This is a genomic window from Pseudomonas sp. 25 R 14, assembly GCF_900004755.1.
Classification (GTDB): Bacteria; Pseudomonadota; Gammaproteobacteria; order Pseudomonadales; family Pseudomonadaceae; genus Aquipseudomonas; species Aquipseudomonas brenneri.
Genome location: NZ_CVTS01000052.1, coordinates 229553 through 253343, shown reverse-complemented (window position 1 = coordinate 253343; position 23791 = coordinate 229553). Strand labels below are relative to the sequence as shown.

The following is a 23791-nucleotide window of genomic DNA, read 5'->3' as shown; positions in this document are numbered from 1 at the left end:
GAAAGCATGGGCGCAGCACAGAATCTGGATGTTCATGGTGCCAAAGGTGGCGAGAGCAAGCCAAAAGCACCAGTAGAGGCGCCCGACAGCTTGCGCTCAACCAACGTGGCCAAGATCCTGATCGCCGTGGGCGAGGGTGAATTCGACGGGACGCCCACCGCGCGCGATATCTTCCTCGATAACACCCCTATTCAGGATGCCAGCGGCAATTTCAACTTTACCAACGTGAAGTGGGACTGGCGCCCCGGGTCTGTAGAGCAGACCTACATCCCAGGTATCCCGTCCGTCGACAACGAAACCTCGCTGAATATCGAGCTGCGCAGCGGCACGCCGTGGGTTCAGTCGCTGACCAACCTGCAGCTGTCGGCGGCACGTATCCGCCTGGCCACGCCGCGACTGGCGAGCCAGGACAGTGAAGGGAACATCGGTGGTTACAGCATCGAATACGCGGTAGATGTGGCTACCGATGGAGGTGCGTATCAGGAGGTATTGGTTGGTGCCATGACAGGCAAAGCCACCACTCGTTACGAAAAGTCCATGCGTATCGATCTTCCACCGGCCATCAGCGGATGGCTGATTCGAGTTCGCCGCATCACTCCAAATCAGAACACCGACAAGATCGCAGACAGCCTGTTTATCGCAGGCTACACCCAGGTGATCGACGCAAAGCTGCGCTATCCGAACACGGCGCTACTGTTCATCGAGTTCGACGCCGAGCAGTTCACCAACATTCCGGCCGTCACCGTGAAGTGCAAGGCCCGCCGCTGGCAGGTTCCGAGCAATTACGATCCGGTGGCCCGCACCTACTCTGGCGCCTGGGACGGCACCATGAAGGAGGCCTGGACCAATAACCCAGCCTGGGTCACCTACGGGATCTGCACCCAGGATCGTTTTGGCCTGGGCCGCCGTATCAAGCCGTGGATGGTCGACAAGTGGGAGTTGTACCGCATTTCTCAGTACTGCGACCAGTCGGTGCCGGACGGTGCCGCAGGCGTTGAGCCGCGGTTCCTGTGCGACATGAACCTGCAGGGCAAGGCCGATGCCTGGTCATTGCTGCGGGACATCGCCGGCATCTATCGCGGCATGACGTACTGGGCTCAGGGCCAACTGGTGATGCAGGCTGACATGCCTCGGGCACAGGACATGGACTACGTCTTCACCCGGTCGAATGTCATCGACGGCAAGATCTCCTATGGCAGCGCATCGGCGAAGACTCGCTTTACGCGCTGCCTTGTCAGCTACGACAACCCGCTGAACAACTACGACACCGATGTCACGGTCTATTCCGATTTGCCGCTGCAGCGCCGCCTGGGCGACAAGCCGACGGAGATCAGTGCCATCGGCTGCACTCGGGCATCTGAGGCCCAGCGCCGCGCTAAGTGGCTGGTGCTGAGCAACAACCAGGACCGCACCATCAGCTTCAGGACCGGCATGGAAGGCCGTATCCCGCTGCCTGGGTTCATTATCCCCGTGGCCGACTCGCTGTTGGCGGGCCGGGAGATAGGCGGGCGCATTGCGGCGGCGGCGGGGAAGGTCATCACCTTGGACCGCGACACCCTGGCCAAGGCCGGCGACCGACTGGTGATCAACCTTCCGGGCGGGCGGGCAGAAGGGCGCACCGTGGAAAGCGTGAGCGGCCGCAATGTAACCGTGACCGTCGCCTACAGCGAGCCCCCCGCAGCCCAGCTTCAGTGGGCAATCGACGCTGACGACCTGGCAATTCCTCTATATAGGGTGATGAGAACCGCACGGACGCCTGAGGGTGATTACGACATCAGCGCCTTACAGTATGAGCCAAGCAAGTTCCCTAGCATCGATACCGGTGCGCGCCTAGAAGAGCGCCCGGTTAGCGTGATCCCGATCACAGTAGTACCGGCACCGGCAAGCGTCACTATCACATCGAACGTATCGATAGACCAAGGCCTAGCCATCAGCACCATGAACATCTCGTGGCCCGCCGTTGCTGGCGCGGTCGCCTATGACGTGGAGTGGCGCAAGGACAGCGGCAACTGGATCAAGCTGCAGCGCACCGGCTCGACGAGCGTGGACGTTACGGGCATCTATTCGGGTGCCTATCTGGCCCGGGTGCGGTCGGTGAGCGCCTTCGAGATCTCTTCGATTTGGAAAAGCTCCAACCTGACCAACCTGGAGGGGAAGGTCGGCCTTCCGCCGGCGGTGGCGTTCCTGACCACCACCAGCTTGGTCTACGGGATCGGCATCCAGTGGGGCTTTCCACCAGGTGCAGAGGACACCCAGCGCACGGAGGTCTGGTATAGCGAGTCGCCGGACCTGACGACGGCGATCAAGCTGAGCGACTTCAGCTACCCGCAGGCCAAGCATGAGATGCACAGCCTGCTGGCGGGGGCGAGCCTGTTTTTCTGGGCGCGCCTGGTGGACCGTACCGGAAACGTCGGGCCGTTCTTCCCGATCCCGGGCGCGGTCAATGGCCAGGCCAGTTCGGACCAGACCGAGTACGACAAGTACTTCGCCGACAAGATCGGTAAGGGGGCGCTGTACCAGGACTTGCGCGAAGAGATCGAGCTGATTACGGGCGATGGGCCTGGGTCGGTCAATGAGCGACTGGAGCAGGCCAAGCAGGAGCTGGAAGAGCTGATCAACCAGGTCACGGACGCCCTGGCCTATGACCCTGCCAAGCCGTATCTGAAAGGGGATATTGTTCGCTTGGACCAGCACCTATTCCAAGCGAAAGGCCCGGTACCTGCGAACACCAGTCCGCCGAACGCCACCTATTGGTTGGATATCGGCACCATCCTGGAAACTGCAAACGCCTTGGCGTCGCAGGTTCAGATCATCGAAACCAAGATCGAAGAGCTCGACGGCAAGGTGGTGGCCACCGCGTCATCGATTGAGGCGCTGCGCTCAGCAGCACGGGAAGATGATGGCGCTGGTGACCTGGCGGGCGTGATCAAAGGCTGGCAATCAACCGCCGATCTGGCTCTGGAGAAGCGCACCAGGGCAACAGAAAACGAGTCCATGGCGCAGCAGCTGCTGACGATGAGCGCGCAAGTTGGGGCGAACAAGTCAGGGCTGAGCGTTCTGGAGCAGGTGGTGGCGACCAACAGGGAGACGGCAGCCACTCAAGTAAACCAACTGAAGAGCGATCTGGCGTTGACCGATGAGAAGGTGGCCGGTAATGCCGTGGCTATCACTGGCCTCGACACAAAGGTCACTGAGGTTGATGGCAAGGTTACGTCCCTTGCGGCCAGCAATGAATCGCTGCGGGCGGCGGTGCGCGGTGATGATGGGGCCGCCGATTTGGCCGGCGTCGTGAAGTCTTGGGATTCCACGGCTACCTTCTTCGCTGAGAAGAAAGTGCAGGCGTCCGCAAATGAAGCCTTGAGCAGGACAACAGAAACCCTGCAATCGAGCATCGGGCAAACCAATGCTTCGGTTCAGCAGGTTAGTCAGACGCTGGTTGGGCTCGATGGCAGGGTTTCTGCGCAAGTCACTCTCAAAGCTCAGACCGTTGTGGGCGACCGCAAGGTCGTTACAGGAATGGCTTTTGGCACGAACGGAGAGCAGTCGGAGTTCCTGATCTACGCGCAGCGGTTTGCCATCGTGAACGAGATAGACGGAACGGTAATCCCGATGTTCGTTGTGGAAAACAACCAAGTGGTTTTCAACACTGCGATCATCAGCAAAGCGTTCATCCAACAGATCATCTTGGGCATGAATCTTCGTTCTGCTGCTGTTGATTCAAATGGGCAACCGTTGATCGATCTCAACATGGTAACGGGCAAGTTCGTATTCCGTGGCAGCAAAAACGGGAACTCCTCGCTGCTGAATAGTGACGGACTTAAATTCACCTATGCCAATGGTGTTGATGGCATCGACCTGAGTCTTTGACATGGTGGGACTAGTAATAAGGGACAAAGACACTGGCCTCATCAAGGTTGATATGACCAGCTTCATCAGTCAGGAGACAGGCAGTGTTGAGACTGGCGGGCAGAATGGATCTATTCAGATCCCGGCTGCGCCGCCTGGGCGCAACCTGTTTTTCTCCGTTTGTCCGCTGGTTGATTTGCAGGTGGAAAAAGGGAAGAGGCCAGGTGTCACCCTTGATGGAACAACTTTGTCTTGGGCCTATTCATACAATACGTCTGGCTGGGGTTTCTTCTCGGCGAACTGCCGTATCTCCTATGGGTACTACTGATATGTCAGGACTTGTCGTTAGATTAAATGACTCCAGTCTTCTGTATGACACAAATAATATTAGCTACGGGCTGGTTAAGAGCGGCTATTTGGCCTATGTGGAAAACTGGCGCAGGCTGGAGTTGCGGGGTGTAAACGTTGATCCAAATATTGGGAGTAGCTGGATTGACAGCCCTAGATTGGGGGATGATCAGTACGGCTTCACAATAGATAACGCGGAAGCCCCGATTGTTTTTCTTGTGGGTAAAGGCGTGGGGACCGGGGTTAAAGTATCTGGAACTTCCAAGACATATCTTTTTTCCGGGGCTACCGCCAGTACAAAATACTACTGCTTCGACCTTATGAAAGACGATGCATTAGGTGGCCCGTCACTGAAAACGCGAGATATTAATCAAAAAATAACCTTCAACTCTGGGCAACTCCCATTAAACGTTGTTGCAGCAATACAGGCCCCGCTTCCAGGCCCCATCGATAGGTTTGGGAATCCCGTTACAGCATATGTAAATGGCAGGAATGAGAGGCTGCGATATCAGAATGCATCTGTCTCGGCGATACTTCATTGCGTTGTAGATATCCAAATGCCGTCTAGCGAGGAGTATGCAGCCTTCCTACCATGGAGCAGGTCATGTGGCGTGGTTGACTACGATTATATTCCAGGCGCCGGCGCTGTGATCTACGGAGTTGCTGAAGGTGCATTCGGTAGGGTTGGTGGTATATCGTTCTTTTTTTCGCCTCCCGGTAGAACAACTGAGCAATATTGGACCCAGACACAGCAGGCCAATATATCGTATTACCTACTTCCAACGGACCGTTATCCAACTGCGCTAGTCATAAAAACTGCCGGATTACCATTTCCATTTAATTGATTGTTTCGAACTTTAACGACCCGCCTTGAGCGGGTTTATTTTTGCCTGGAGATTATTATGGGTTGGTACAAAGAGGGGAAGGTGAACGTTGTTGCTGGCCAAACCAGCGTCACCGGCGTGGGCACGAACTTCGCAGCAAACTCCCTAGTGGGTGATGCGTTCATCGGCCCAGATGGTCAGTGGTACGAGGTCATCAACGCCCCGAGCCCGACCACGCTGTCGATCAGTCCTGCTTACCGCGGTGCCACGGTGTCTAACGCAAACTATGCGCTGATGCCGGTGCAGGGCTATCAGCGTGACCTGGCGATTGCTGCCGGGGCGATCATTCAGCAATGGGGGGCCACGCTTGCAGGCCTGGGTGCTGTGTCCACCGAGAACGTCGTGCCGGTAGCCAAGGGGGGCACTGGTGGCACTACATCTTCGACAGCGCGTGCGAACCTTGGTCTAGGGACTGCAGCAGTAGCGGCCCTTGTAGGCGCGGTCTCGCAATCCGGCGGAGTTCCCACTGGTGCAGTGATGCAGTACGGCAGCAATGCCAACGGATCGTTCATCCGATACGCTGACGGAACACAGATTTGCTGGCAGAAGGCATCTACCGCTATTGCTGTTACATCAGGCCCTGCCAATGGACTCTATTACGGTTCGGTGATTTGGACGTTCCCTGCTCAGTTCTATGCGGCACCGGTTGCTACAGGCTCCACCCAGTCCGATGGCGTCATCACAGTAGATCTAGGCGGCCCTTCGACAGTTACGCAGTTCTCGCCCGGCGTTGGCGCTCTCGCCAGCATTGCCTCTAGAACTTTCAGCCTGAACCTTATTTCTATCGGAAGGTGGTACGCATGATTATCAAATGGTCACCCTTTTCCCCGATTGACTCTGAAGAAACGCTGACGATCGTTAAGCGGTCAGACGTGTTGACCGTCAACGGAGAGCGCTTCGACTTTCGGCCCTTGCCGGATGGTGCAACGCTGCCCGCGGCGGCGATCAATTGCGAATGGATCGAGCAAGACGTGAAGCGTGTCGACGGCGAGCTGATCATCACCTTCCGGCTTCCGGTCGGCCAGGATGCCAGCTCGGCTGCGCGATTCCCTGTCGACACCATCAATCCTGCTGACGGTATTGTGAGTATTCCCCAATGACTGGAAATATTGATTTCGGCCAGATGATCACTGCCGAACAGCGTTTTGCTGACGAGCAACGTGCCGTGCTCGATTCCGCGCTGGCGTCTCGCCGCGCCGCCTATTTGTCCGAGTCGGATCCGCTGCGCCTGGAAGCCGACTATGACGCCCTGAGCCAAGGTCTGGAGCCTGACTACACCGCATGGCTCGCTTCCGTGGCAGCCATCAAGGCGCGCTACCCGCTGCCAGTCGGTGTTGATCCTCTCGCTGACTGATCCGCGCCTGCGTACAGCCACCCGCCATCGAGCGGGTTTATTTTTGCCTGGAGAAAAGCATGACCACTTCCGATAAAGACCGGGACATCCTGGCGCGCACGCTGTGGGGTGAGGCCCGCGGTGAGGGTTTGGCCGGCCAGGTCGCCGTGGCCTGGACCATCCGTAACCGGGTGTTCGACGGCAAGGCCAAGTCCTGGTGGGGCGAGGGCTACGCCGGCGTGTGCCTGAAGCCCTGGCAGTTCAGCTGCTGGAACCAGAACGACCCTAACTACGCCTACCTGCGCGGCGCCAAGCCGATCCCGGCCGCGCAGTTCGCCCAGGCCCAGCGTGCTGCTGACCAGGTGATGGCCGGTGCGGTACCGGATCCAACCGGCGGGGCCACGCACTACTACGCAACCACGATGCCCAAGGCCCCGGCCTGGGCGGCGAAGGCCAAGCAGACGCTGCGCCTCGGGCATCACGTCTTCTTCAAGGATGTGCCGTGATGACGCCCGCCCAGAAGCTGGCCGGGCTGGTGGTGCTGATCCTGGCGCTGATGGCCAGCGCCGCCGGCATCACCTGGCAGGTTCAGGAATGGCGCATGGGCAAGATGCTGGCCGAGCAGGCCGGCCAGCACCAGGGCGAAATGGCTGCCGTCAGCGCGGCCGCCTCCAAGCAGGTGAGCGCTGAGCAGGGTAAGCGCCTGACACTGGAGCAAAAGCTGTCCGCCTCCGATCAACAACACTCCCGAGAGCTATCCGATGCGCAACGTGCTCAAGTCTATCTCCGTGACCGCCTTGCTACTGCTGATGTGCGGCTGTCAGTCCTTCTCGACGCCACGGATTCAGCCAGTGGCTGCAACGTGCCTGCCGCCCCCGGCGCCGTCGGCGTGGTTCATGCAGCCCGTCGAGCCCATCTTAACCCAGCGCATGCTCAACGAATTATCGCCATCACCGATGCCGGCGACCAAGGATTGATCGCGCTGCGGGCGTGCCAGGCGTATGTCAGGGCTGTGGCCCCCTCAATACTTTCAACTCCAGCAGCAGCCGCTGATTCTCCCTGAAGAGATGGTCGCGTTGATCGGTCACCAGGTCGACGCTTCGAAAGCTTCTCTTGTCAGTCTGGTCATTGCCCATCGCCGATATGCGCTCAAGGGCGTCCCTCAGCGCCGTCTCTGCCGACGCTTTTCCGGTGGCGAGCAGGTCATTCATCTGGACCAGGCCCGCAACGTTCGCCCGTGCCTTGCTCAGCAGGCGATAGGCGGTTGTGAGCTCGTCCTCGAGTAGCGCGCACTGGTGTTTGTACATTTCCAGGGGCGTAGGGCACCCAAGCCACGTCGAGGTGTCTTCGTCGATGTTCATTGTGGGGCAATCCGAATGCTGTATGTGTATACAGTAATCGAGGTTTGCGGGTTGTGCGATGTGAGGCGACGAGCTGTAGGGGATTTTGGTTTGGTGTTCGGTGGGCAGGACGCCGGGGAAGGGTGCACTGAGCGAAGCAAGTTGCGCAAAACCTCCGCTACAGGCCACGGTTTATCGTTTGCATAAGCACAGGAAATGCGGTTATTTGGTGCCGTGCATACATAGGTAATTCTATATTTTATAATGGCTTACGTCTGTATGGGGCCAAGCATGGGGTGCTAGGGGTCGAGTGTTCGAATCACTCCGTCCCGACCATATTTTTCAATGACTTAGCCCGATCTGAAAAGGTTGGGCTTTTTCATGTCTGCGATTTAGGTTTTCTGGTAGTTAAATGGTAGTGAATTGAGACTTGCTGACGCCCTGTCGAGTTGGCGGTTGCCGGACAGTTGTCATCGCCAATGCAAACGGCCCTCCATCTCCAGGCTTTTCAGTGGCAGGATGATTGGGTAATGGGTTAGTAATCGTGGCTGCTGAGGCTGATGTTGTCTCAGAGGGCTGTTGACTCTGAGGCTTGGTAAGTGACTGGCCGCAGGTCGGTGAGTCCTGTCTGTGCTGTCGTTTTGGTATTTTCCGCAGTCTTGCTTGGACTGCCCCCGGCATCGTAGACATCTCCAGCCTATGCTTTGGTGCGGCCGAGTCCAACCATTCCCCGGCCTGGTCCGGCGTGGATGTATACCATGATGCCGTGTGTTATGGCTTACAACTGCAGAGCCTCTCCCTGATCCTTACTTGCTGGTAGCCATCGTGTGCTTGCTTCGCGTTACTACGGCTCGATCAGGCTGAAATCGTTCAGTGCTGGGCGGGCAGGACAATCCAGGGGCGATGCCAGTCCGAAGGCTTTCTTCGAGGATTCGTTGCAGCATCAACAACTCCTCACGCTGCACTGTTAGGGTCGCTTCGATTTGCTGTATCTCCTCCAGGCGAACATTGATCTGGTCCAAGGTGAGGGATTTGGAGCAGCTCCCGTCATGAAGGAAAAGGCTACGAATCGTGTCGAGAGAAAACCCCAGTCTTTGCGCGTGGATCACGACTTCCAAGCGTTTAATGGCGGATTCGCTGTAATAGCGATAGTTGTTCATGTCGCGCGTTGGGGCGTCCAGTAGGCCTTGCTCCTCGTAGTACCGTATTGCTGAAGCAGCAAGGCCTGTACGTCGCGCAATTTCGCCTATCTTCATTTTTTGCTTGACCTTCAAGTCGACTTTAATCCGCAGTATAAGCCCAAGCGTAATCTGGAAGGTAATCGGATTGGGCTCGATAAAGACCGTTGACCTACGTGGAACTTGAAAAATGAGCAAAATAACCGAGTTGCTGAATTGGCGTTATGCGACGAAAAAGTACGATTCCTCCAAGACAGTACCTGCTGAAAAGCTGGAGCGAATTCTGGAGGCGGTACGACTGACAGCTACGTCGAGCGGGCTACAGCCATTTGAATTGCTGGTGGTGACTAATCCGCAAATTCGCGAAAAGATTAAGGCGGTCAGCGCAAATCAGTCTCAAGTTACCGACTGCTCTCATTTACTGGTGTTCGCCGCGTGGGACGACATCACGCCTGGGCGTGTCAACATGATGTTCGACCTGACCAATACTGTACGAGCTAACGTCAACCAAGGCTGGGAAGACTACCGTCAAATACTCCTCGGCATAGTCGCCGAACGTGGACAGGAGGCCAATTATCAAGCGGCTGCGCGTCAAGCTTATATTGGCCTGGGCTCAGCTTTAATCGCCGCGGCATTCGAGGAAGTCGACGCAACGCCCATGGAGGGTTTCGATCCATCGGCTGTCGATGACATTCTGGGACTGGGAGCCAGGCATCTGCGCAGTGTGGTGCTCTTGCCTTTAGGTTATCGGGCAGCAGAGTCTGACTGGCTGGTAAACCTGAAAAAAGTACGACGGTCTCGCGAAAATTTCGTAACCGAAATCAACTAGGGAGAAAGTGCAGCCGCCCCACACTGCAGCAATAGTGAGGCGGCGCCATCTTGCTCTCATGGATGGCGCTCAGTTGGATGAAAACTATTCAAAAGCAACATGAAAACATGCGTAGAGCGGATTGTGAGTACTCGGCAGGACGTCGGGGGAGGGGGGCTGTACCAATGACCGTGTTTGGCAGGGTAAATTCGGGTGTTTTTGAGGAAACATCCCCCCGGATTCACTGGCTTTCGCTATTTACCACTATCCGTTGAAAATCGCAGTGTAATTCTTCTCCTCTCGATTTGACCCGCCCTGAAACTCTCACCGACATCCAGCGCGCCGCTCGGTTCTTCTACCTGCCGCACCATGCCTTCGCCGGCAAGGTGACGGGGCAGACATTCGGTACCGCGACGACTGGTCCGGCAATCAACCTGCTTCGGATCGAGGAAAACCTTTCTGCAGCGTGGCAGCGTATGCCCGGCACCTATGTTGAAAATCAGGGCTGGCTTGAGTGTGCCGAGCGCTATGACCGCCCCCATACCTTCCACTATATGGATCCGCCCTACTGGCAGACGGCCGGCTACGGGGTGGACTTTCCCTTTGAGAATTACGAGCGAATGGCTGACTTTATGAGGCGTTGCAAGGGGAAGGTCATGGTCAGCATCAACGCTCACCCGGATATTCGCCGAGTGTTTGAAGGCTTCCATTTTGAAACAGTCGACATCCGTTACAGCACCACAAACCAACGGCAGGGAATTGACCAGTCATCCGCTTTATTTGTAACGAAAGGTTGCTGAAAGCTTGGGGTGGAAATCTTCCATCACGTCTCTCGCCCCGCATCGAGAGATTCTGCCGAAGAGCGGCCTATTCCAATTACAAGAGAGCGGTTTCCATGAACAAGCAATCCAATGATGAGATTGAAAAGTCGACAATGCGCAAGCTGGGATTTCGCCTGATTCCCTTTCTCGTGCTCTGTTATTTCATCGCCTACATTGATCGAGTCAATATTGGTTTCGCAGCCCTGACCATGAACCAGGACATAGGCCTGACGGCTAGTGCCTTCGGATTCGGCGCTACACTGTTCTTCGTCGCCTATGTCCTTTGCGAAATGCCCAGCAACATGGCGATGGAGCGCTTCGGTGCCCGCCGGTGGATCGCACGCATCATGATCACGTGGGGCATCGTCGGTTTCTGCTCGTCATTTGCGGTCGGGCCGATCTCCTATTCTGTTTCCCGCTTCCTCCTCGGAGCGGCAGAAGCTGGCTTCTTTCCTGGTGTCATCCTCTACCTCTCGCAATGCATCCCCAAAGCGTACATGGCTCGAATCATTGCGATATTCATGGTGGCTATTCCACTGTCTAACTTCATCGGCTCGCCATTGTCGGCACTGCTGTTGAAAATGGATGGTGTGGCAGACTTCGCCGGTTGGCAGTGGCTGCTGATGCTTGAAGCACTCCCTGCGATCATTCTAGGATTGCTGGCTTTGAAGGTGTTGCCTAATCGGCCGAGCGAAGCCAAATGGCTGACTCAACAGGAACAGGATTGGCTGAGCGGACAGTTGACCAAAGAACGGGCTGCACGCGAAAGCACTACGCAGAAACACCCTCACAGCGTGAGCGGCATGCTCAAGTCGGTGTTCACCAATAAGTACATTTGGGTGCTGTCGGTGATCTACATGGGCAGTTCGGCAACCAGCAATACCCTCTCGTTGTGGATGCCGCAAATTCTGAAGTCCTTCCACCTGTCCAACATGCAAACCGGCCTGTTGAACATGATCCCCTTCGGCATCGCCGCAGTCTTCATGATTTACTGGGGGATGCGTGCGGACAAAAGCGGGGAACGGGTCAAGGCCACCGCCATTCCGCTAGCGATTACTGCGGTGAGTTTCGCCGCCACGCTGTTCACGGACTCACTGACCATTACGCTGGTGCTGCTGACGCTCGTATTGATGGGTAACTATGCGATCAAGGGGCCGTTTTGGGCACTGTGCTCCGAAACTCTGCCTCCGGCGACCCTGGCCACCGGGATTGCGGCGATCAATACCTTTGCCCATTTGGGCACTGGCGCCATGAGTTCTGTCATCGGTGTACTGCGTGATCAGACCGGCAGCTTCCCAATGGCACTGATGCCGCTTTGCGCGTTGACCGCTACCGGTTCGCTGTTGGTGTTTCTGGTGGGTAAGCAGAATCGTCGTGCGGCGCAAGTCGCCGCTATCAGCAGTTAATCAACCTGCCTGAAGAGGCTCGACATTGGCGAACCTCTTCGTTTCGTAGTAACCCGATTGTCGAATCACGCCGTCCCGACCATATTATTCAATAACTTAGCCCGGTTCGGAAACGACCGGGCTTTGTTGTTTCTGCGGTTTGATCATTTTGGTCAGCGTTAGCAAAAGGCTCGTAGATTGCCCCTTCTGCTATCGTGGCGACCATTCAAGCGCAAGGAAGCAATCACCAATGGATTTTTGGAAACCTTTTGCGATCGCCCTCCTGGCATCGCTTGGCACTCAGGTTGTGGCCGCAGAAAACAACAACCCGTTCCAGGCGGCGCTGATGATTACCACGGTTGTGCCTTTTGTGGTCGTCTCAGGTGCCACTGCGGGAACCTCTTATATTCCAGAGCTTTTCAAGTCATCCAAAAGTGACGCGCTTGCCTTTATTGGTTCAGATGGCGAGATCCGTGGTGCACAGTTTGAGCAGGCGAGCAGGTATTACCGATCGACCTACAAGCCACCGCTGATGTCTGACACGCTATTGGCCCGGGCAATCGCGGCGCAGGGCTGATCGAAAACATGCTTGTTGAAAGAGCGGGCAGGGCAGGACGCTTAGGCATCATGGCGTTGGTTGTTCTGTGGGGTTTGCGGAACGTATGATCAGGCCCCGCGCTTTTTTTTGGCGCGCAGCCTGACACCCATTCAAGGATATGAGCATGGAAAAGCACTTCGGTAATTCAGGCCTGTTCAAGGCTGCTTCGTATCACTGCAACAACTCCCTGGAGTGCGGCATCGCGCGCTGGGAGCTGAAAAACATTGCGCTGAATGCGAAGGAGTTTTTGATATGTCCAAAGAACTACTCGGAGTTTCTGCTCTAGGGTTGATGGTGCTCGGTGAGTTTTGTGCGATCTACAGCGAGGTAGTCACCGCCAAGCTGGCCCATGCCGGCGATGGTTCATGGCAGGCGTTCATCATGCCGGTGACGTTGATGTGTTTTGCTGGGTTTTGCCTGCTGGGCGCCTATTGGCTGGGGTATGTGGCTGTCGGTGATATCTGGATCGTCACCGTGGTCTCTGTCACGTCCTTGCTGCTGCTGGAGCCTGTCGTGGTCTGGGCGCTATTTCATGAGTCACCCGGGCGCGGTGCATTGATCGGTTTTTGCCTGGGTGCACTGGGGATGCTGGCCACGGTGTTGCTATAACAGGTAGCGATCTAACAAACACAGGTAAAGCCTGTAGAAGCAGTCGAGCCCCACCTTGCCGGGCTCGACTGTTCCTACGCCTGCGGTTTACTCCTCGATCCGCGCGGCTGGCAGTGTGTTGTCATCCGGGCTGACAACCGGTTTGTGCTTGAGCATTGAAAGTACCCAGACAAAGAAAACCGGCACAAACACCACCCCCAATATCGTTGCGCTGAGCATCCCGCCGACCACGCCGGTGCCGATGGCGCGTTGGCTGGCAGCACCCGCGCCGGTGGCGATGGCCAGGGGTACGACGCCGAGGATAAAGGCCATGGAGGTCATGACGATGGGACGAAAGCGCAGGCGTGCGGCTTCGATGGCGGCGTCACGCAGGGAGTAGCCCTGGGCCCACAGGTCCTTGGCAAACTCGACGATCAGGATCGCATTCTTGGCCGCCAGCCCGATGATGGTGATCAGGCCGACCTTGAAGTACACGTCGTTGGGCATGCCCAGGCTGGTCACGGCCAGCACCGACCCCAGGGCGCCGACCGGTACGATCAGCATCACCACAAAGGGGATGGCCCAGCTTTCATACAGCGCCACCAGCAGCAGGAACACCACCACGAACGCCAGCGCGAACAGTTGCAAGGCCTGGCCGCTGGCGATCTTTTCCTGGTACGACAAACCGGTCCATTCATAGCCAATACCTGCCGGCAGCGTGGACACCAGGCGTTCGATCTCGGCCATCGCTTCCCCGGTGCTGACGCCGGGCGGCGCATCGCCGGCGATACGGATCGACGGGTAGCCGTTATAGCGGGCGATTTGCACCGGGCCTTGCTCCCACTGGGTGCTGACAAAGGCACTCATGGGCACCAGGGCGCCGAGGTTATTGGGGATGAACAGTTTGAGCACGCTGTCCGGCGTCATCCGGTCCCGCTGGTCGGCTTGCACCACCACCCGTTGCTGGCGCCCGGCGTTGGCAAAGTCGTTGACCACCGCCGAGCCGAACGCGGTCGACAAGGTGTTGTTGATTGCATCAAACCCGACGCCCAGGGCCTCGGCTTTTTCCCGATCGATGGTCACGCGCAATTGCGGGGCCTCGGCCAGGCCTTCCATCATCGCGTAGAGGATTTTCGGATTGCCGTTGGCCTGGCCCAGCAACTGGTCCCGTGCGGCGAGCAAGGCTTCGCGGCCCAGGCCGGCGCGGTCCTGCAGGCGCAGGGAGAACCCACCGGAGTTGCCCATGCCGTCGATGGGCGGAGGGTTCACCGCCATGATCGCGCCGTCGCTGGGGGTGGCAAAGTGTTGATTGACCCCTGCGATTTGCGCTTCGGCAGATTGCTCGTCGCCGCGCAACGACCAGTCCTTGAGGGTCGGAAAGGCCAGTCCGGCGTTTTCGCCCATCCCGGAAAAGCTGAAGCCCAGGACCAGGAAGGTGCTGGCGACCGCGTCACGGGAGGCGAGAAACTGCTCCAGCTCCTGGCCGGTCGCCGACGTCCGCTCCCGCGAGGCGCCGGGCGGCAGTTGCACGTCAACGATCATATAACCCTGGTCTTCCACCGGTACGAAGGATTCCGGCAAGCGCAGGTAGGTAAAGCCCAACAGGACCACCAGCCCCAGGTACACCAGCATCACTCGGCCTGCGCGTTTTACCAGGTGGTGATTGAGGGCGCTGTAGCGATCGGTCAGGCGCCCGAACAGGCGGTTGAAGGCGCCAAAGAACCCACGTTTTTCATGATGCCCCTCGGCCACGGGCTTGAGCAGGGTTGCACACAGTGCCGGGGTGAAGGTCAGGGCCAGGAACCCCGAGAACAGAATCGACACCGCCAGGGTCAGGGAAAACTGCTGGTAGATGACTCCCACCGAACCGGCCATGAAAGCCAAGGGCAGGAATACCGCCGACAGCACCACGGTAATGCCGATGATCGCCCCCGATACCTGGCCCATGGCCTTGACGGTGGCGGCCACCGGCGACAGGCCCTCATCGGCCATGATCCGCTCGACGTTTTCCACCACCACAATGGCGTCGTCCACTAGGATACCGATGGCCAGCACCATGCCGAACATGGTCATCATGTTGACCGAGAAGCCCAGCAGGTACATCACCATCAACGTGCCTAACAGACACACTGGCACCACAATGCTGGGGATCAAGGTGTAGCGTACGTTCTGTAGGAACAGGAACATCACCAGGAACACCAGGACCATGGCTTCGACCAGGGTATAGATCACCTTTTCAATGGCCACGTCGACAAAACGCGAGGTGTCATAGGGCACCGAGAATTCAACGTTTGGTGCAAAGTTCACCGACAGTTCCTGCAGGCGCTCCTTGACGGCACTGGCGGTCTTCAGCGCGTTGGCCCCCGGCGACAGTTGCACTGCCGCACCCACTGCCGGCTTGCCATTGAGGCGCGTGGTGAAGTTGTAGTCCTGGCTGCCGACCTCGATTCGCGCCACGTCGGCGAGGGTGACCCTGGAACCATCCTGATTGGCGCGCAGCACAATGCGCCCGAACTCCTCGGGGTTGTCCAGGGTGCCCTTGACCGCCAGGGTCGCCGTCAACTCCTGGCCGACTGCGCCCGGGGAGCTGCCGAAGCTGCCTGCGGGAACCTGGACGTTCTGGGCGCTGATCGCCCGGCTTACGTCATCGATGGACAACCCGTAGCCCACCAGGCTTTGCGGATCGAGCCAGATACGCATCGCGGCTTCCGAGGCAAAGAATTGCAGCTTGCCCACACCTTCGACCCGACGGATTTCATTATTGACGTTACGCGCGGCATAGTCGGCCAGTAGGGTCGTATCCTGCGTCGCCGTGCCTTCCTTGTAGCTCAGGGCGTAGATCAGCAGAAAGCCGGCGCTGGTCTGCTCCACCTGGATGCCCTGGTTGAGCACCGCCTGGGGCATGCGCGCCTCGGCTTTTTTCAAGCGGTTCTGCACTTCGACCTGGGCCATGTCCGGCTGGGTGCCGGGCTTGAAGGTCACGACAATTTCCGCCATGCCGTTGGAGTTGCTGGTGGAGTCAAAGTAGAGCAGGCCCTTGGCACCATTGAGTTCTTCTTCGATGACGCTGGTGACCGAATCCACCAGCACCTTGGCCGACGCCCCGGGATAGGTGGCGGTGACGGTGATTTGCGGCGGGGCGACACTTGGGTACTGGGCCACCGGCAGGGCAGGGATGATCAGCAGCCCGGCCATGGAGATAAACAACGCAATGACCCAGGCAAACTTGGGGCGCTTGATAAAAAACACAGACATGGAGTGACCTCGAACGCGGTGGTGCCGGGCTTACTGGCGTGCTGCTTGTTGTTGGGCGGCGGGGGCGAGGGGCGCTTTCACCAGCACTTTGTCACCCGGAGCGAGGCCGTTCTGGCCGCCGATGATGACCCGGTCACCGGCCTCCAGGCCCTCGGTGATCTGCCAGCGCTGGCCCTGCATGGCGCCGGTTTGTACGGCGCGTGGGCTGACGCTGTCGTCGGCATTCACCACCAGTACCTGGGCCTGGCCGTCGCTGCCGCGCTGCACGGCGCGCTGAGGCACCAGCAAGGCTTGTTGATCGGTGCCCTGGGGCACTTTCACGCGCACATACATGCCAGGCAACAACACCCCTTCAGGATTGCTGAAGCGTCCGCGCAACGAGACCTGGCCGGTGCCACGGTCCACCGCAACGTCGGAGAACAACAGCGTGCCCTGGCTGTGGAAGTCGGTGCCTTCGACCTGCAACGATAGCTGTGAGGAGTCGCCGGCCGACAAGCTGCCGTGCTTGAGGGCCTGGCGCAGTTTCAGCGCTTGCGCCACCGGCTGGGTGAAGTCGGCATAGATCGGGTCCAGTTGCTGGATGCTTGCCATCAATGTCGCTTCGCCCTGGCCAACCAGGGCGCCTTCGGTCACGAGGGCGCGGCCGATGCGCCCGGAGATCGGCGCGCGGACCGTGGCGTAGCCCAGGTTCAGGCCCGCGGTTTGCAGATCGGCGCGCGCCGATTGCTGGGCGGCCTGGCTGCTTTTCAGGGCGGCGCGGGCGGTGTCGAGGTCCTGGCGACTGATCGCTTCGACGTCGGCCAGTTGTTCATAGCGCTTGAGCTTGGCCTGGTTCTCGAACAACTGCGCTTCGATACGTGCCAGTTCGCCCTCTGCCCGTGATGCGGCGGCCTTGAGGGGGGCGGGGTCGATCTGGAACAACAGGTCGCCGGCCTTGATCTCGGCGCCTTCCTCGAAGTTGCGTCGTAACACGATCCCGGCTACCCGGGCCCGTACCTGAGCTACCCGGACCGGCTCGATACGCCCCGGCAATTCTGCGGACAGGGAGAAGGCTTCAGGAGCGACGGTCACGGTCTCCACTTCCCGGGGTTGCTGGGCAGCCTCGGGCTGATCGGGAGCACCACAGCCGGCGAGGCCGACAAGGGCCAGCGCAGCAAAGCTGAAAATACGCAGGTCGCGCAAAGCGTTCATGTGTCACCTGGAGGCTAGGTCTGGAAAGGTGCGCATGATATATGCATGGATCTTGTGAGACAATAATGTCTCAAAAGATTCTTTTGTGTTTAAAAGTGTCATTTCCCTTGAGGTCGGGGGGAATTTCGGCACAATGCCTTCCACTTCACGTCCGACCAATGAGCCTGTTGCCATGTCTTCGCCCGCCCCCAATGAAAAACTTCTCAAGGCCCTGGCGGTTGCCATCGTTGACCATCCCCGGGCCACGCTCCAGGAGCTGGCGCGTGCGGCAGGCATCAGCAAGGCCACGTTGCACCGCTTCTGCGGCACGCGGGAACACCTGATCGAGATGCTGTTGGCGTACTCGCGCGAGCTGATGCAGCAGGTGGTCGATGACGCAGACCTTGAGCGCGACGCGCCAGCCGAGGTCCTGCGTGGCTTGATCGACAAGCACTTGGCCCACCGTGAGTGGGTGTTGTTCATGGTGTTCCAGTACCGCCCGGACACCTTGAACAATCACGGTTGGCAACCGTACCTGAACGTCCTGGACCGCTTCTTCCTGCGGGGGCAGCAGGCTGGAGTGTTTCGCATCGATATCACAGCGGCGGTCATGACCGAGCTGTTCACATCGCTACTGTGTGGCCTGGTCGAGGCAGAGCGCCTGGGCCGGGCCGCACCGGCGGGGACGGCCTGGGTGATGGAGCAGATGTTCTTGCATGGAGTGAGCGCTGCGCCGCCGCACTCAGCGCTGTCGCAGGGTCTGCGAGGGTAACTCGCCAAACAGCGCCTTGTACTGACCGGCAAAGTGGCTCAGGTGGTAAAAGCCCCATTGGGCCGCCGCGTCGCCAATGCTCAATTCGGCCGGCGACGACATGACCAGGCGGCGTCGCACCGCATTCAGGCGCACGCTGCGCAAGTAGTCCACTGGGCTGGTGCTGGTGATGGTCTGGAAGCTGTATTGCAGGGCGCGCCGGCTGACGTGCAGGCGTTCGCACAGATCGACAATGGTGATGGGCTCGTCGTGGCTTTCGAGGGCGATCTGCTGGCTCATCTTTACCAGGTACTGGCGCGTGGGGGCGCTGGGCCGCCGACGTTTTTCAGGGTTCTCGACGCTCCCCAGCAGATCGAGGAAACCACTGAGCAAGCCATGTTCCATGAGTTTGGCCGTGGCTTCATTGAAGTGTTGTGGCGGGCAATCCAGTGCCTGGCCAAGTTGCAGGCGTACACGCTGGTACACCTCACGGGTGCGCTGCCATGGTGACTGCAGCGACGGTGCGGCGGTCAACTGCCGGTAGCTACGGGGGCTCAGGTTCAGCGCGGCCAGTGCCAGGACCTGCTGGCGGGCAAAGGTCGCGGCAAAGACCTGGGTGTTCTCCGGGGCATGGAACATGAACTCTTCGTGGTTGTTCAGGATTGCCAGGCAGTCCTGCGTACCGTGGCTGTCGGTGCACAGTGGAATCGAAAAGCACATGCGCTCGGCGGGTGACTGGCCGTATTGCACGATGCGCCGGTTCAATTGCTCGTGGAATATCTGGAAGTGCCCGCTGCACAGTTGCCGCAAGCGGCTGGCAAACAGGCCGGGGGACAGTTGGTCGTAGGTCTGCTCCCAGTCATGCACCGAGCGCGCGTGCTGGCTGGCGTCGGTAAAGCTAAGGCTTTCGATCTGCGTCATGGTCGTCACCGGTGCGCGGGTGTCCGCCCGTTATTGAAATGTCCGTCGGCGGTGCGGCATCAATACATCACGGTTGCCCCCGGTCCTGCAACCGCTGCAAAAGTGTGCCGATTTGGGATAACGGCCCAGGCACCTCGCTCCCTACAGTCCAGGCTGGCCCGAAACCTCTCGGCCCACCTCTTTGGAAGGGAGTGCAATCATGTACGCGCATTATCAGAACGCCGAAAAAAAATTCTGGCACCCGATGCGAGCGGCCGCGGCCGTTGCGGGGGAACAGACCCTGATCATTGCCAGGGGCAATGGCAACTACGTCACCGATATCCATGGCTGGCGCATGCTCGACGGCATCGCCGGGTTGTGGAACGTCAACGTCGGTCATAACCGTGAAAGCGTCAAGCAGGCGATCCACCGCCAGATGGATGAGCTGGCGTACTACCAGACCTTCGACGGCATTGCCCATCCCAGGGTGTATGACCTGGCTGAACGCTTGACCGGCATGTTTGCCCAGGAAGACATGCAGCGAGTGCTGTTTTCCAGTGGTGGCTCCGATGCCATTGAAACTGCATTGAAAATGAGCCGCCAGTATTGGATTGCCGTCGGGGAGCCCGAGCGCACACGGTTTCTGTCGTTGCGCAACGGCTATCACGGCGTGCACATGGGGGGCACCTCGGTCGGTGGGATCAGTGCCTATCAATTCAACCATGGGCCGCTGCTGGCGGGCTGCACGTTGCTGGATGCTCCGTGGTCCTATCGCAACCCGTGGGACTGCGAAGACCCGCAGGCCCTGACCAGTCACTGCATTCTCCAATTGGAAGAGCAGATCCGCGCGCTAGGGCCGCAGACAATTGCAGCGTTCATCGCAGAGCCGGTGCAGGGCGCGGGCGGGGTGATTGTCCCGCCTGCAGGCTACTGGCCGCAGCTGCGTGCGGTGTGCGATCGCTACGGCATTTTGTTGATCGCCGATGAAGTGGTCACCGGTTTTGGCCGTACCGGCTCGATGCTGGGGTCGCGGGGTTGGGGCGTGGCGCCTGACATTCTGTGCCTGGCCAAGGGCATTTCCGCCGGCTACATCCCCTTGGGCGCCACGGTGTTCAATGGGCGCATTGCCCGGGCCATCGAAACCGCCGAAAACTTCGGCCAGGTGATCATGCACGGCTACACCTACAGCGGCCATCCGACGGCTTGCGCGGCCTCCCTGGCGGTGTTGGATATCGTCGAGCAGGAGAACCTGCCGGGCAATGCGGCGAAGGTCGGCGCCTATCTGCTGGAGCGGCTCAAGCCCCTGAGCGAACGCTTTGAGGTGGTCGGCGAGGTGCGGGGCAAAGGCCTGATGCTGGCCCTGGACCTGGTGAGCGACAAGCGTCTGCGCACCCCCGTGGACCCGGCCGAGGGCTACGCCTCGCGCCTGGCGGAACGGGTACGCCTGGAGGGGGTGCTGGTACGTCCGGTGGGCACCAAGATCATCCTGTCGCCCCCCCTGACCCTGACGCTCGAAGAAGCCGACCTGATCTGCCATGCCCTGGAAACCGGCCTGGCCAATACCTGATCTCCCCTTGAACGGCGCCCATTGGGCGCCGCACTGACGATTGCCTTCAGGAGTCCTGTTGATGAGTGACATTGCCTTGCTGCCTGCGGTTACCGAATTTCTTGCCCGTGTACCGGCCAACTTTATAGAAGGGGCTTACCAGCCCAGTACGTCCACACAGCGAATCGCCGTGCGAAACCCTGCGACCGGCCAGGTGATCAGCCATATCCTCGATGCCAGCGACGAGGATATCGAGCATGCCGTCGCCAGTGCGCGCAAGGCGTTCAAGGGCGCGTGGGCGGACACCTCGCCCTACGCCCGAGGTGTGATCCTTAACCGATTTGCCGATTTGCTTGAGGTGCATGCCGAGGAGTTGGCGCAGTTGGAAACCCTGTGCTCGGGCAAGTCGATCAACCTGTCACGCGGCCTGGAAATGGCCCAGAGCGTGGTGTTCCTGCGCTACTTCGCGGGCTGGGCGAGCAAGATCAACGGCCAGACCATGAGCCCCTCGATTCCGTCCATGGGCGGCGAGCAGTACCTGGCCTACACCCTGCGTGAACCCGTGGGCGTGGTCGCCGGGATTGTGCCGTGGAATTTCTCGGTGATGATCGGCATCTGGAAGATTGCCAGCGCGCTGGTCACCGGTTGCACCATTGTGATCAAGCCCAGTGAGTTCACGCCCTTGGCGTTGTTGCGGGTGGCTGAGCTGGCGTTCGAGGCGGGCGTGCCGGCCGGCGCATTTAACGTGGTCAACGGGACAGGACAGGTGGGGCAGCAATTGATCGCCCATGCCGCAATCAGCAAAGTCGCGTTCACCGGGTCTGTACCGACCGGGATCGCCGTGGGCAAGGCGGCGATGGCCGCCGACCTGACGCGCGCGACCCTGGAGCTGGGCGGCAAGAACCCGGCGGCGTTGTTGGCCGATGTCGATATGGACCAGGCCGTGACCGGGATGGTGCAGATGGCTTATGTGCATCAGGGCCAGGTGTGCGCCGCGCCGGAACGTCTTTATGTACACCGCTCACGGGTCAGCGAGTTCCTGGAAAAGCTCGGGCAGGCCCTGAGTACCTTGAAGATTGGCTCACCCCTCGATGAAAGCACCCAGTTTGGCCCGCTGGCCAACCAGGCGCACCTGGAAAAGATCCTCGACTTCTTCGCCAGGGCCAATCAGAACAACACGGTAATCTGCGGTGCCAAGGCCATTGACCGGCCGGGCTACTTTGTCGAACCGACGCTGATCCTGGCCAATGGCCCGGATGATCCTTTGCTGCGGGAAGAGGCGTTCGGTCCGGTACTCTGTGTATTGCCCTACGACACAGAGGAGGAGCTGGTGACCCTGATGAACGACTCGCCCTACGGCCTCACGGCCAGTGTCTGGACCAACAACTTGTCCAAGGCATTGCGCCTGATCCCGCAAATAGAGGCCGGTACGGTATGGGTCAATATGCACACCTTTCTGGACCCGGCACTGCCGTTTGGCGGGGTCAAGGCGTCGGGTGTGGGCAGGGAATTTGGTGATGCGTTTATAGAGGCCTATACCGAGCTCAAGTCGGTGATGATCCGCTATTAGTTGTAGGAGCGAGCTTGCTCGCGAAAAACGTTAACGATAATGCAGCGCCAACAGGTAGCCCGTGGCGCTTGTGGGATTTTAGCGAGCAAGCTCGCTCCTACAGGGGGGAGGGTCAGTCTTCGGGCAGGTTGTCGAACAGGGTTTCCAGCAAGCTGTTGAGCTTGTTGAGTTGCGCGTCCGTCAGGCCCTTGAAACTGGTCTTGAAAATATCCGCCGTGACCTTGTGGCTCTGCTCGATGGTCTGGTACCCGGCCTCTGTCAAGGAGACCTGGGTGACGCGCCCATCGTTGGCGTAGACATTGGTCTGCACCAGGCCGTCGGCTTTCATGCGGTAGACGATTTTGGTCACCGTGGGCAGCTTGGCGATGGCGTGGGTGGAGATTTCCGAGATGCTCGACGAGCCGTTGTCCTTGAGGATCAGGAGGATGCGCCAGCGCGGAATGTCCATGTCGACTTTTTTCAGGGCCTTTTCCATCGCCATGGAATAGCGCCCGTTGACCCGGGCGAGCCAGTAGAAGGGGAACTCTTCTTTCTTGAAATCCTGGCTGGCAGGGTTATGACGATTCACACGTTTTTTCGCGGTGGTCATGCTCGGGCTTCGAATAATGGACAACGACCGATTGTTGCATATTCACGTGATTAACGTCGCGCTTGTCGCGCCGTGTGGGTGCCATCGGGCCCCACACGGGATAGAGCAATCAGCTCGCGAGCATTTCCTGATGCTTGCTGCTCAGGCCCAGGTAGGCCTCGATCACCCTAGGGTCGTCGGCCAGTTGCCGGGCGGGGCCGTGCATGGCGATCTGGCCGGTTTCCAGGACGTAGGCGTAGTCGGCGACCCGCAGCGCCGCCCGTGCATTCTGTTCCACCAGCAGGATCGATACCCCTTGCTCGCGCAGGCTGCTGATGATGCGGAAGATCTCGCGGGTCACCAGGGGCGCCAGGCCCAGGCTGGGCTCGTCGAGCATCAGCAATCGTGGCTTGGCCATCAGCGCCCGGCCAACGGCGAGCATCTGCCGCTCGCCCCCCGACAAGGTCGCGGCCAATTGCTCGCGCCTCTCCCACAGGCGCGGGAACAGGTCGTATACCTGCTTGAGTGTCTGGCCGTGGTCACGCTCGCCCCGGCGGTGACGCTGGAACGCCCCCAGCAGCAGGTTGTCCGCGACGCTCATCGAGGTGAAGAGTTCGCGTTTTTCTGGCACCAGGCCCAGGCCCCGGCCCACCATCACTTCCACCTCGGGCACGCTTTGCAGAGTGCCGTCGAAGTTGACCTGGCCCCGGGAGCCCAGGACGCCCATGATTGCCGACAGCAGGGTGGTCTTGCCGGCCCCATTGGGGCCGATGACCGTGACAATCTGCCCTTCGCCGACGCGCAGGCTGGCGTTGCTCAAGGCTTCAACCTTGCCATAGGCCACGCTCAGGTTATCGATTTGCAGCAGGGTGGTGCCGGCGTTGCACGGTTCCATTGGCATA

General features: G+C 59.2%; 23 protein-coding genes and 1 pseudogene. 17 read left to right on the top strand and 7 right to left on the bottom strand.

The features are described from left to right. Positions 1-6: 6 nt before the first annotated feature. From BFQ03_RS19645 to BFQ03_RS19615, 8 genes are read left to right on the top strand one after another with little or no spacing between them, the layout of a single operon-like run. Positions 7-3867 (top strand): TipJ family phage tail tip protein, encoded by a 3861-nt coding sequence (locus BFQ03_RS19645; RefSeq protein ID WP_065943787.1) that lies wholly within the window; start codon positions 7-9, stop codon positions 3865-3867. Positions 3868-3919: 52 nt separating this feature from the next. Beyond that, positions 3920-4174, top strand: coding sequence for a hypothetical protein (locus BFQ03_RS30410; RefSeq protein ID WP_239695256.1), 255 nt, complete (start codon positions 3920-3922; stop codon positions 4172-4174). 1 nt (position 4175) lies between these two features. After that, positions 4176-5039 (top strand): hypothetical protein, encoded by an 864-nt coding sequence (locus tag BFQ03_RS29215; protein ID WP_083204871.1) that lies wholly within the window; start codon positions 4176-4178, stop codon positions 5037-5039. Positions 5040-5096: 57 nt separating this feature from the next. Next, positions 5097-5882: a hypothetical protein gene (locus BFQ03_RS19635; RefSeq protein ID WP_065943785.1), complete on the top strand. Its 786-nt coding sequence runs from the start codon at positions 5097-5099 to the stop codon at positions 5880-5882. Then, positions 5879-6178 carry a hypothetical protein gene (locus tag BFQ03_RS19630; RefSeq protein WP_065943784.1) on the top strand — a complete coding sequence of 100 codons (300 nt, stop codon included), beginning with the start codon at positions 5879-5881 and terminating at the stop codon, positions 6176-6178. Before BFQ03_RS19635 ends, BFQ03_RS19630 begins: the two co-directional genes overlap by 4 nt. Then, positions 6175-6432, top strand: a complete 258-nt coding sequence (locus tag BFQ03_RS19625) for a hypothetical protein (RefSeq protein WP_065943783.1) — start codon at positions 6175-6177, stop codon at positions 6430-6432. Before BFQ03_RS19630 ends, BFQ03_RS19625 begins: the two co-directional genes overlap by 4 nt. A 59-nt stretch (positions 6433-6491) precedes the next feature. Further along, entirely contained in the window at positions 6492-6917 is a 426-nt protein-coding gene (locus tag BFQ03_RS19620; protein ID WP_065943782.1) for a cell wall hydrolase, read from the top strand. Then, positions 6917-7474: a lysis system spanin subunit gene (locus BFQ03_RS19615; RefSeq protein WP_065943781.1), complete on the top strand. Its 558-nt coding sequence runs from the start codon at positions 6917-6919 to the stop codon at positions 7472-7474. The genes BFQ03_RS19620 and BFQ03_RS19615 overlap by 1 nt, the downstream gene beginning before the upstream one ends. Here the strand turns inward: BFQ03_RS19615 and BFQ03_RS19610 are convergent. Together BFQ03_RS19610 and BFQ03_RS19605 are read right to left on the bottom strand one after the other, a co-directional pair. Then, positions 7416-7772, bottom strand: a complete 357-nt coding sequence (locus BFQ03_RS19610) for a hypothetical protein (RefSeq protein WP_065943780.1) — start codon at positions 7770-7772, stop codon at positions 7416-7418. The genes BFQ03_RS19615 and BFQ03_RS19610 overlap by 59 nt on opposite strands. A gap of 785 nt (positions 7773-8557) precedes the next feature. Then, the gene (locus BFQ03_RS19605) at positions 8558-9025 is read right to left on the bottom strand and encodes a MerR family transcriptional regulator (RefSeq protein WP_223232701.1); all 468 of its coding nucleotides are present in this window, start codon (positions 9023-9025) and stop codon (positions 8558-8560) included. A 94-nt stretch (positions 9026-9119) separates the two neighbouring features. Between BFQ03_RS19605 and BFQ03_RS19600 the strand changes: the two genes are divergently transcribed. The 6 genes and pseudogenes from BFQ03_RS19600 (at position 9120) to BFQ03_RS19580 (ending at position 13150) form a co-directional block, all read left to right on the top strand. Further along, the gene (locus tag BFQ03_RS19600) at positions 9120-9758 is read left to right on the top strand and encodes an NAD(P)H-dependent oxidoreductase (protein ID WP_032859629.1); all 639 of its coding nucleotides are present in this window, start codon (positions 9120-9122) and stop codon (positions 9756-9758) included. Between the two features lie 284 nt (positions 9759-10042). Continuing rightward, positions 10043-10495 (top strand): annotated as a pseudogene (locus BFQ03_RS19595) (DNA adenine methylase); the annotation flags it as partial. 137 nt (positions 10496-10632) lie between these two features. Further along, a complete protein-coding gene (locus tag BFQ03_RS19590; protein WP_065943779.1) occupies positions 10633-11964 on the top strand; it encodes an MFS transporter in 1332 nt (443 codons plus the stop codon). A 229-nt stretch (positions 11965-12193) separates the two neighbouring features. Continuing rightward, a complete protein-coding gene (locus tag BFQ03_RS19585; RefSeq protein WP_065943778.1) occupies positions 12194-12520 on the top strand; it encodes a DUF2388 domain-containing protein in 327 nt (108 codons plus the stop codon). A 145-nt stretch (positions 12521-12665) separates the two neighbouring features. Next, on the top strand, positions 12666-12827 hold the full coding sequence (locus BFQ03_RS30300; RefSeq protein WP_167360817.1) for a hypothetical protein: 162 nt from the start codon (positions 12666-12668) through the stop codon (positions 12825-12827). A gap of 5 nt (positions 12828-12832) precedes the next feature. Next, positions 12833-13150, top strand: coding sequence for a hypothetical protein (locus BFQ03_RS19580; protein ID WP_032859636.1), 318 nt, complete (start codon positions 12833-12835; stop codon positions 13148-13150). Positions 13151-13237: 87 nt separating this feature from the next. Here the strand turns inward: BFQ03_RS19580 and BFQ03_RS19575 are convergent, their stop codons facing one another. Further along, positions 13238-16384: an efflux RND transporter permease subunit gene (locus BFQ03_RS19575; RefSeq protein ID WP_065943777.1), complete on the bottom strand. Its 3147-nt coding sequence runs from the start codon at positions 16382-16384 to the stop codon at positions 13238-13240. Between the two features lie 30 nt (positions 16385-16414). Further along, positions 16415-17575 carry an efflux RND transporter periplasmic adaptor subunit gene (locus BFQ03_RS19570; RefSeq protein ID WP_090290768.1) on the bottom strand — a complete coding sequence of 387 codons (1161 nt, stop codon included), beginning with the start codon at positions 17573-17575 and terminating at the stop codon, positions 16415-16417. A gap of 172 nt (positions 17576-17747) precedes the next feature. Here BFQ03_RS19570 and BFQ03_RS19565 point away from each other — a divergent pair, with 172 nt between their 5' ends. Next, positions 17748-18326: a TetR/AcrR family transcriptional regulator gene (locus BFQ03_RS19565; protein WP_032859638.1), complete on the top strand. Its 579-nt coding sequence runs from the start codon at positions 17748-17750 to the stop codon at positions 18324-18326. Here BFQ03_RS19565 and BFQ03_RS19560 read toward each other — a convergent pair. Beyond that, on the bottom strand, positions 18297-19226 hold the full coding sequence (locus tag BFQ03_RS19560) for a helix-turn-helix domain-containing protein (RefSeq protein WP_032859639.1): 930 nt from the start codon (positions 19224-19226) through the stop codon (positions 18297-18299). The two genes, BFQ03_RS19565 and BFQ03_RS19560, sit on opposite strands and share 30 nt — an antisense overlap. A gap of 199 nt (positions 19227-19425) precedes the next feature. On the opposite strand from BFQ03_RS19560, the gene BFQ03_RS19555 reads away from it, so the two are divergent. Together BFQ03_RS19555 and BFQ03_RS19550 are read left to right on the top strand one after the other, a co-directional pair. Further along, positions 19426-20772, top strand: coding sequence for an aminotransferase class III-fold pyridoxal phosphate-dependent enzyme (locus BFQ03_RS19555; RefSeq protein ID WP_065943776.1), 1347 nt, complete (start codon positions 19426-19428; stop codon positions 20770-20772). 61 nt (positions 20773-20833) lie between these two features. Further along, positions 20834-22321: an aldehyde dehydrogenase family protein gene (locus BFQ03_RS19550; RefSeq protein ID WP_032859642.1), complete on the top strand. Its 1488-nt coding sequence runs from the start codon at positions 20834-20836 to the stop codon at positions 22319-22321. Between the two features lie 112 nt (positions 22322-22433). On the opposite strand, the gene BFQ03_RS19545 is transcribed toward BFQ03_RS19550, so the two are convergent. Together BFQ03_RS19545 and BFQ03_RS19540 are read right to left on the bottom strand one after the other, a co-directional pair. Further along, the gene (locus BFQ03_RS19545; RefSeq protein WP_065943775.1) at positions 22434-22910 is read right to left on the bottom strand and encodes a MarR family winged helix-turn-helix transcriptional regulator; all 477 of its coding nucleotides are present in this window, start codon (positions 22908-22910) and stop codon (positions 22434-22436) included. 109 nt (positions 22911-23019) lie between these two features. Beyond that, positions 23020-23790, bottom strand: coding sequence for an ABC transporter ATP-binding protein (locus tag BFQ03_RS19540; protein ID WP_090293082.1), 771 nt, complete (start codon positions 23788-23790; stop codon positions 23020-23022). Position 23791: the final 1 nt, after the last annotated feature.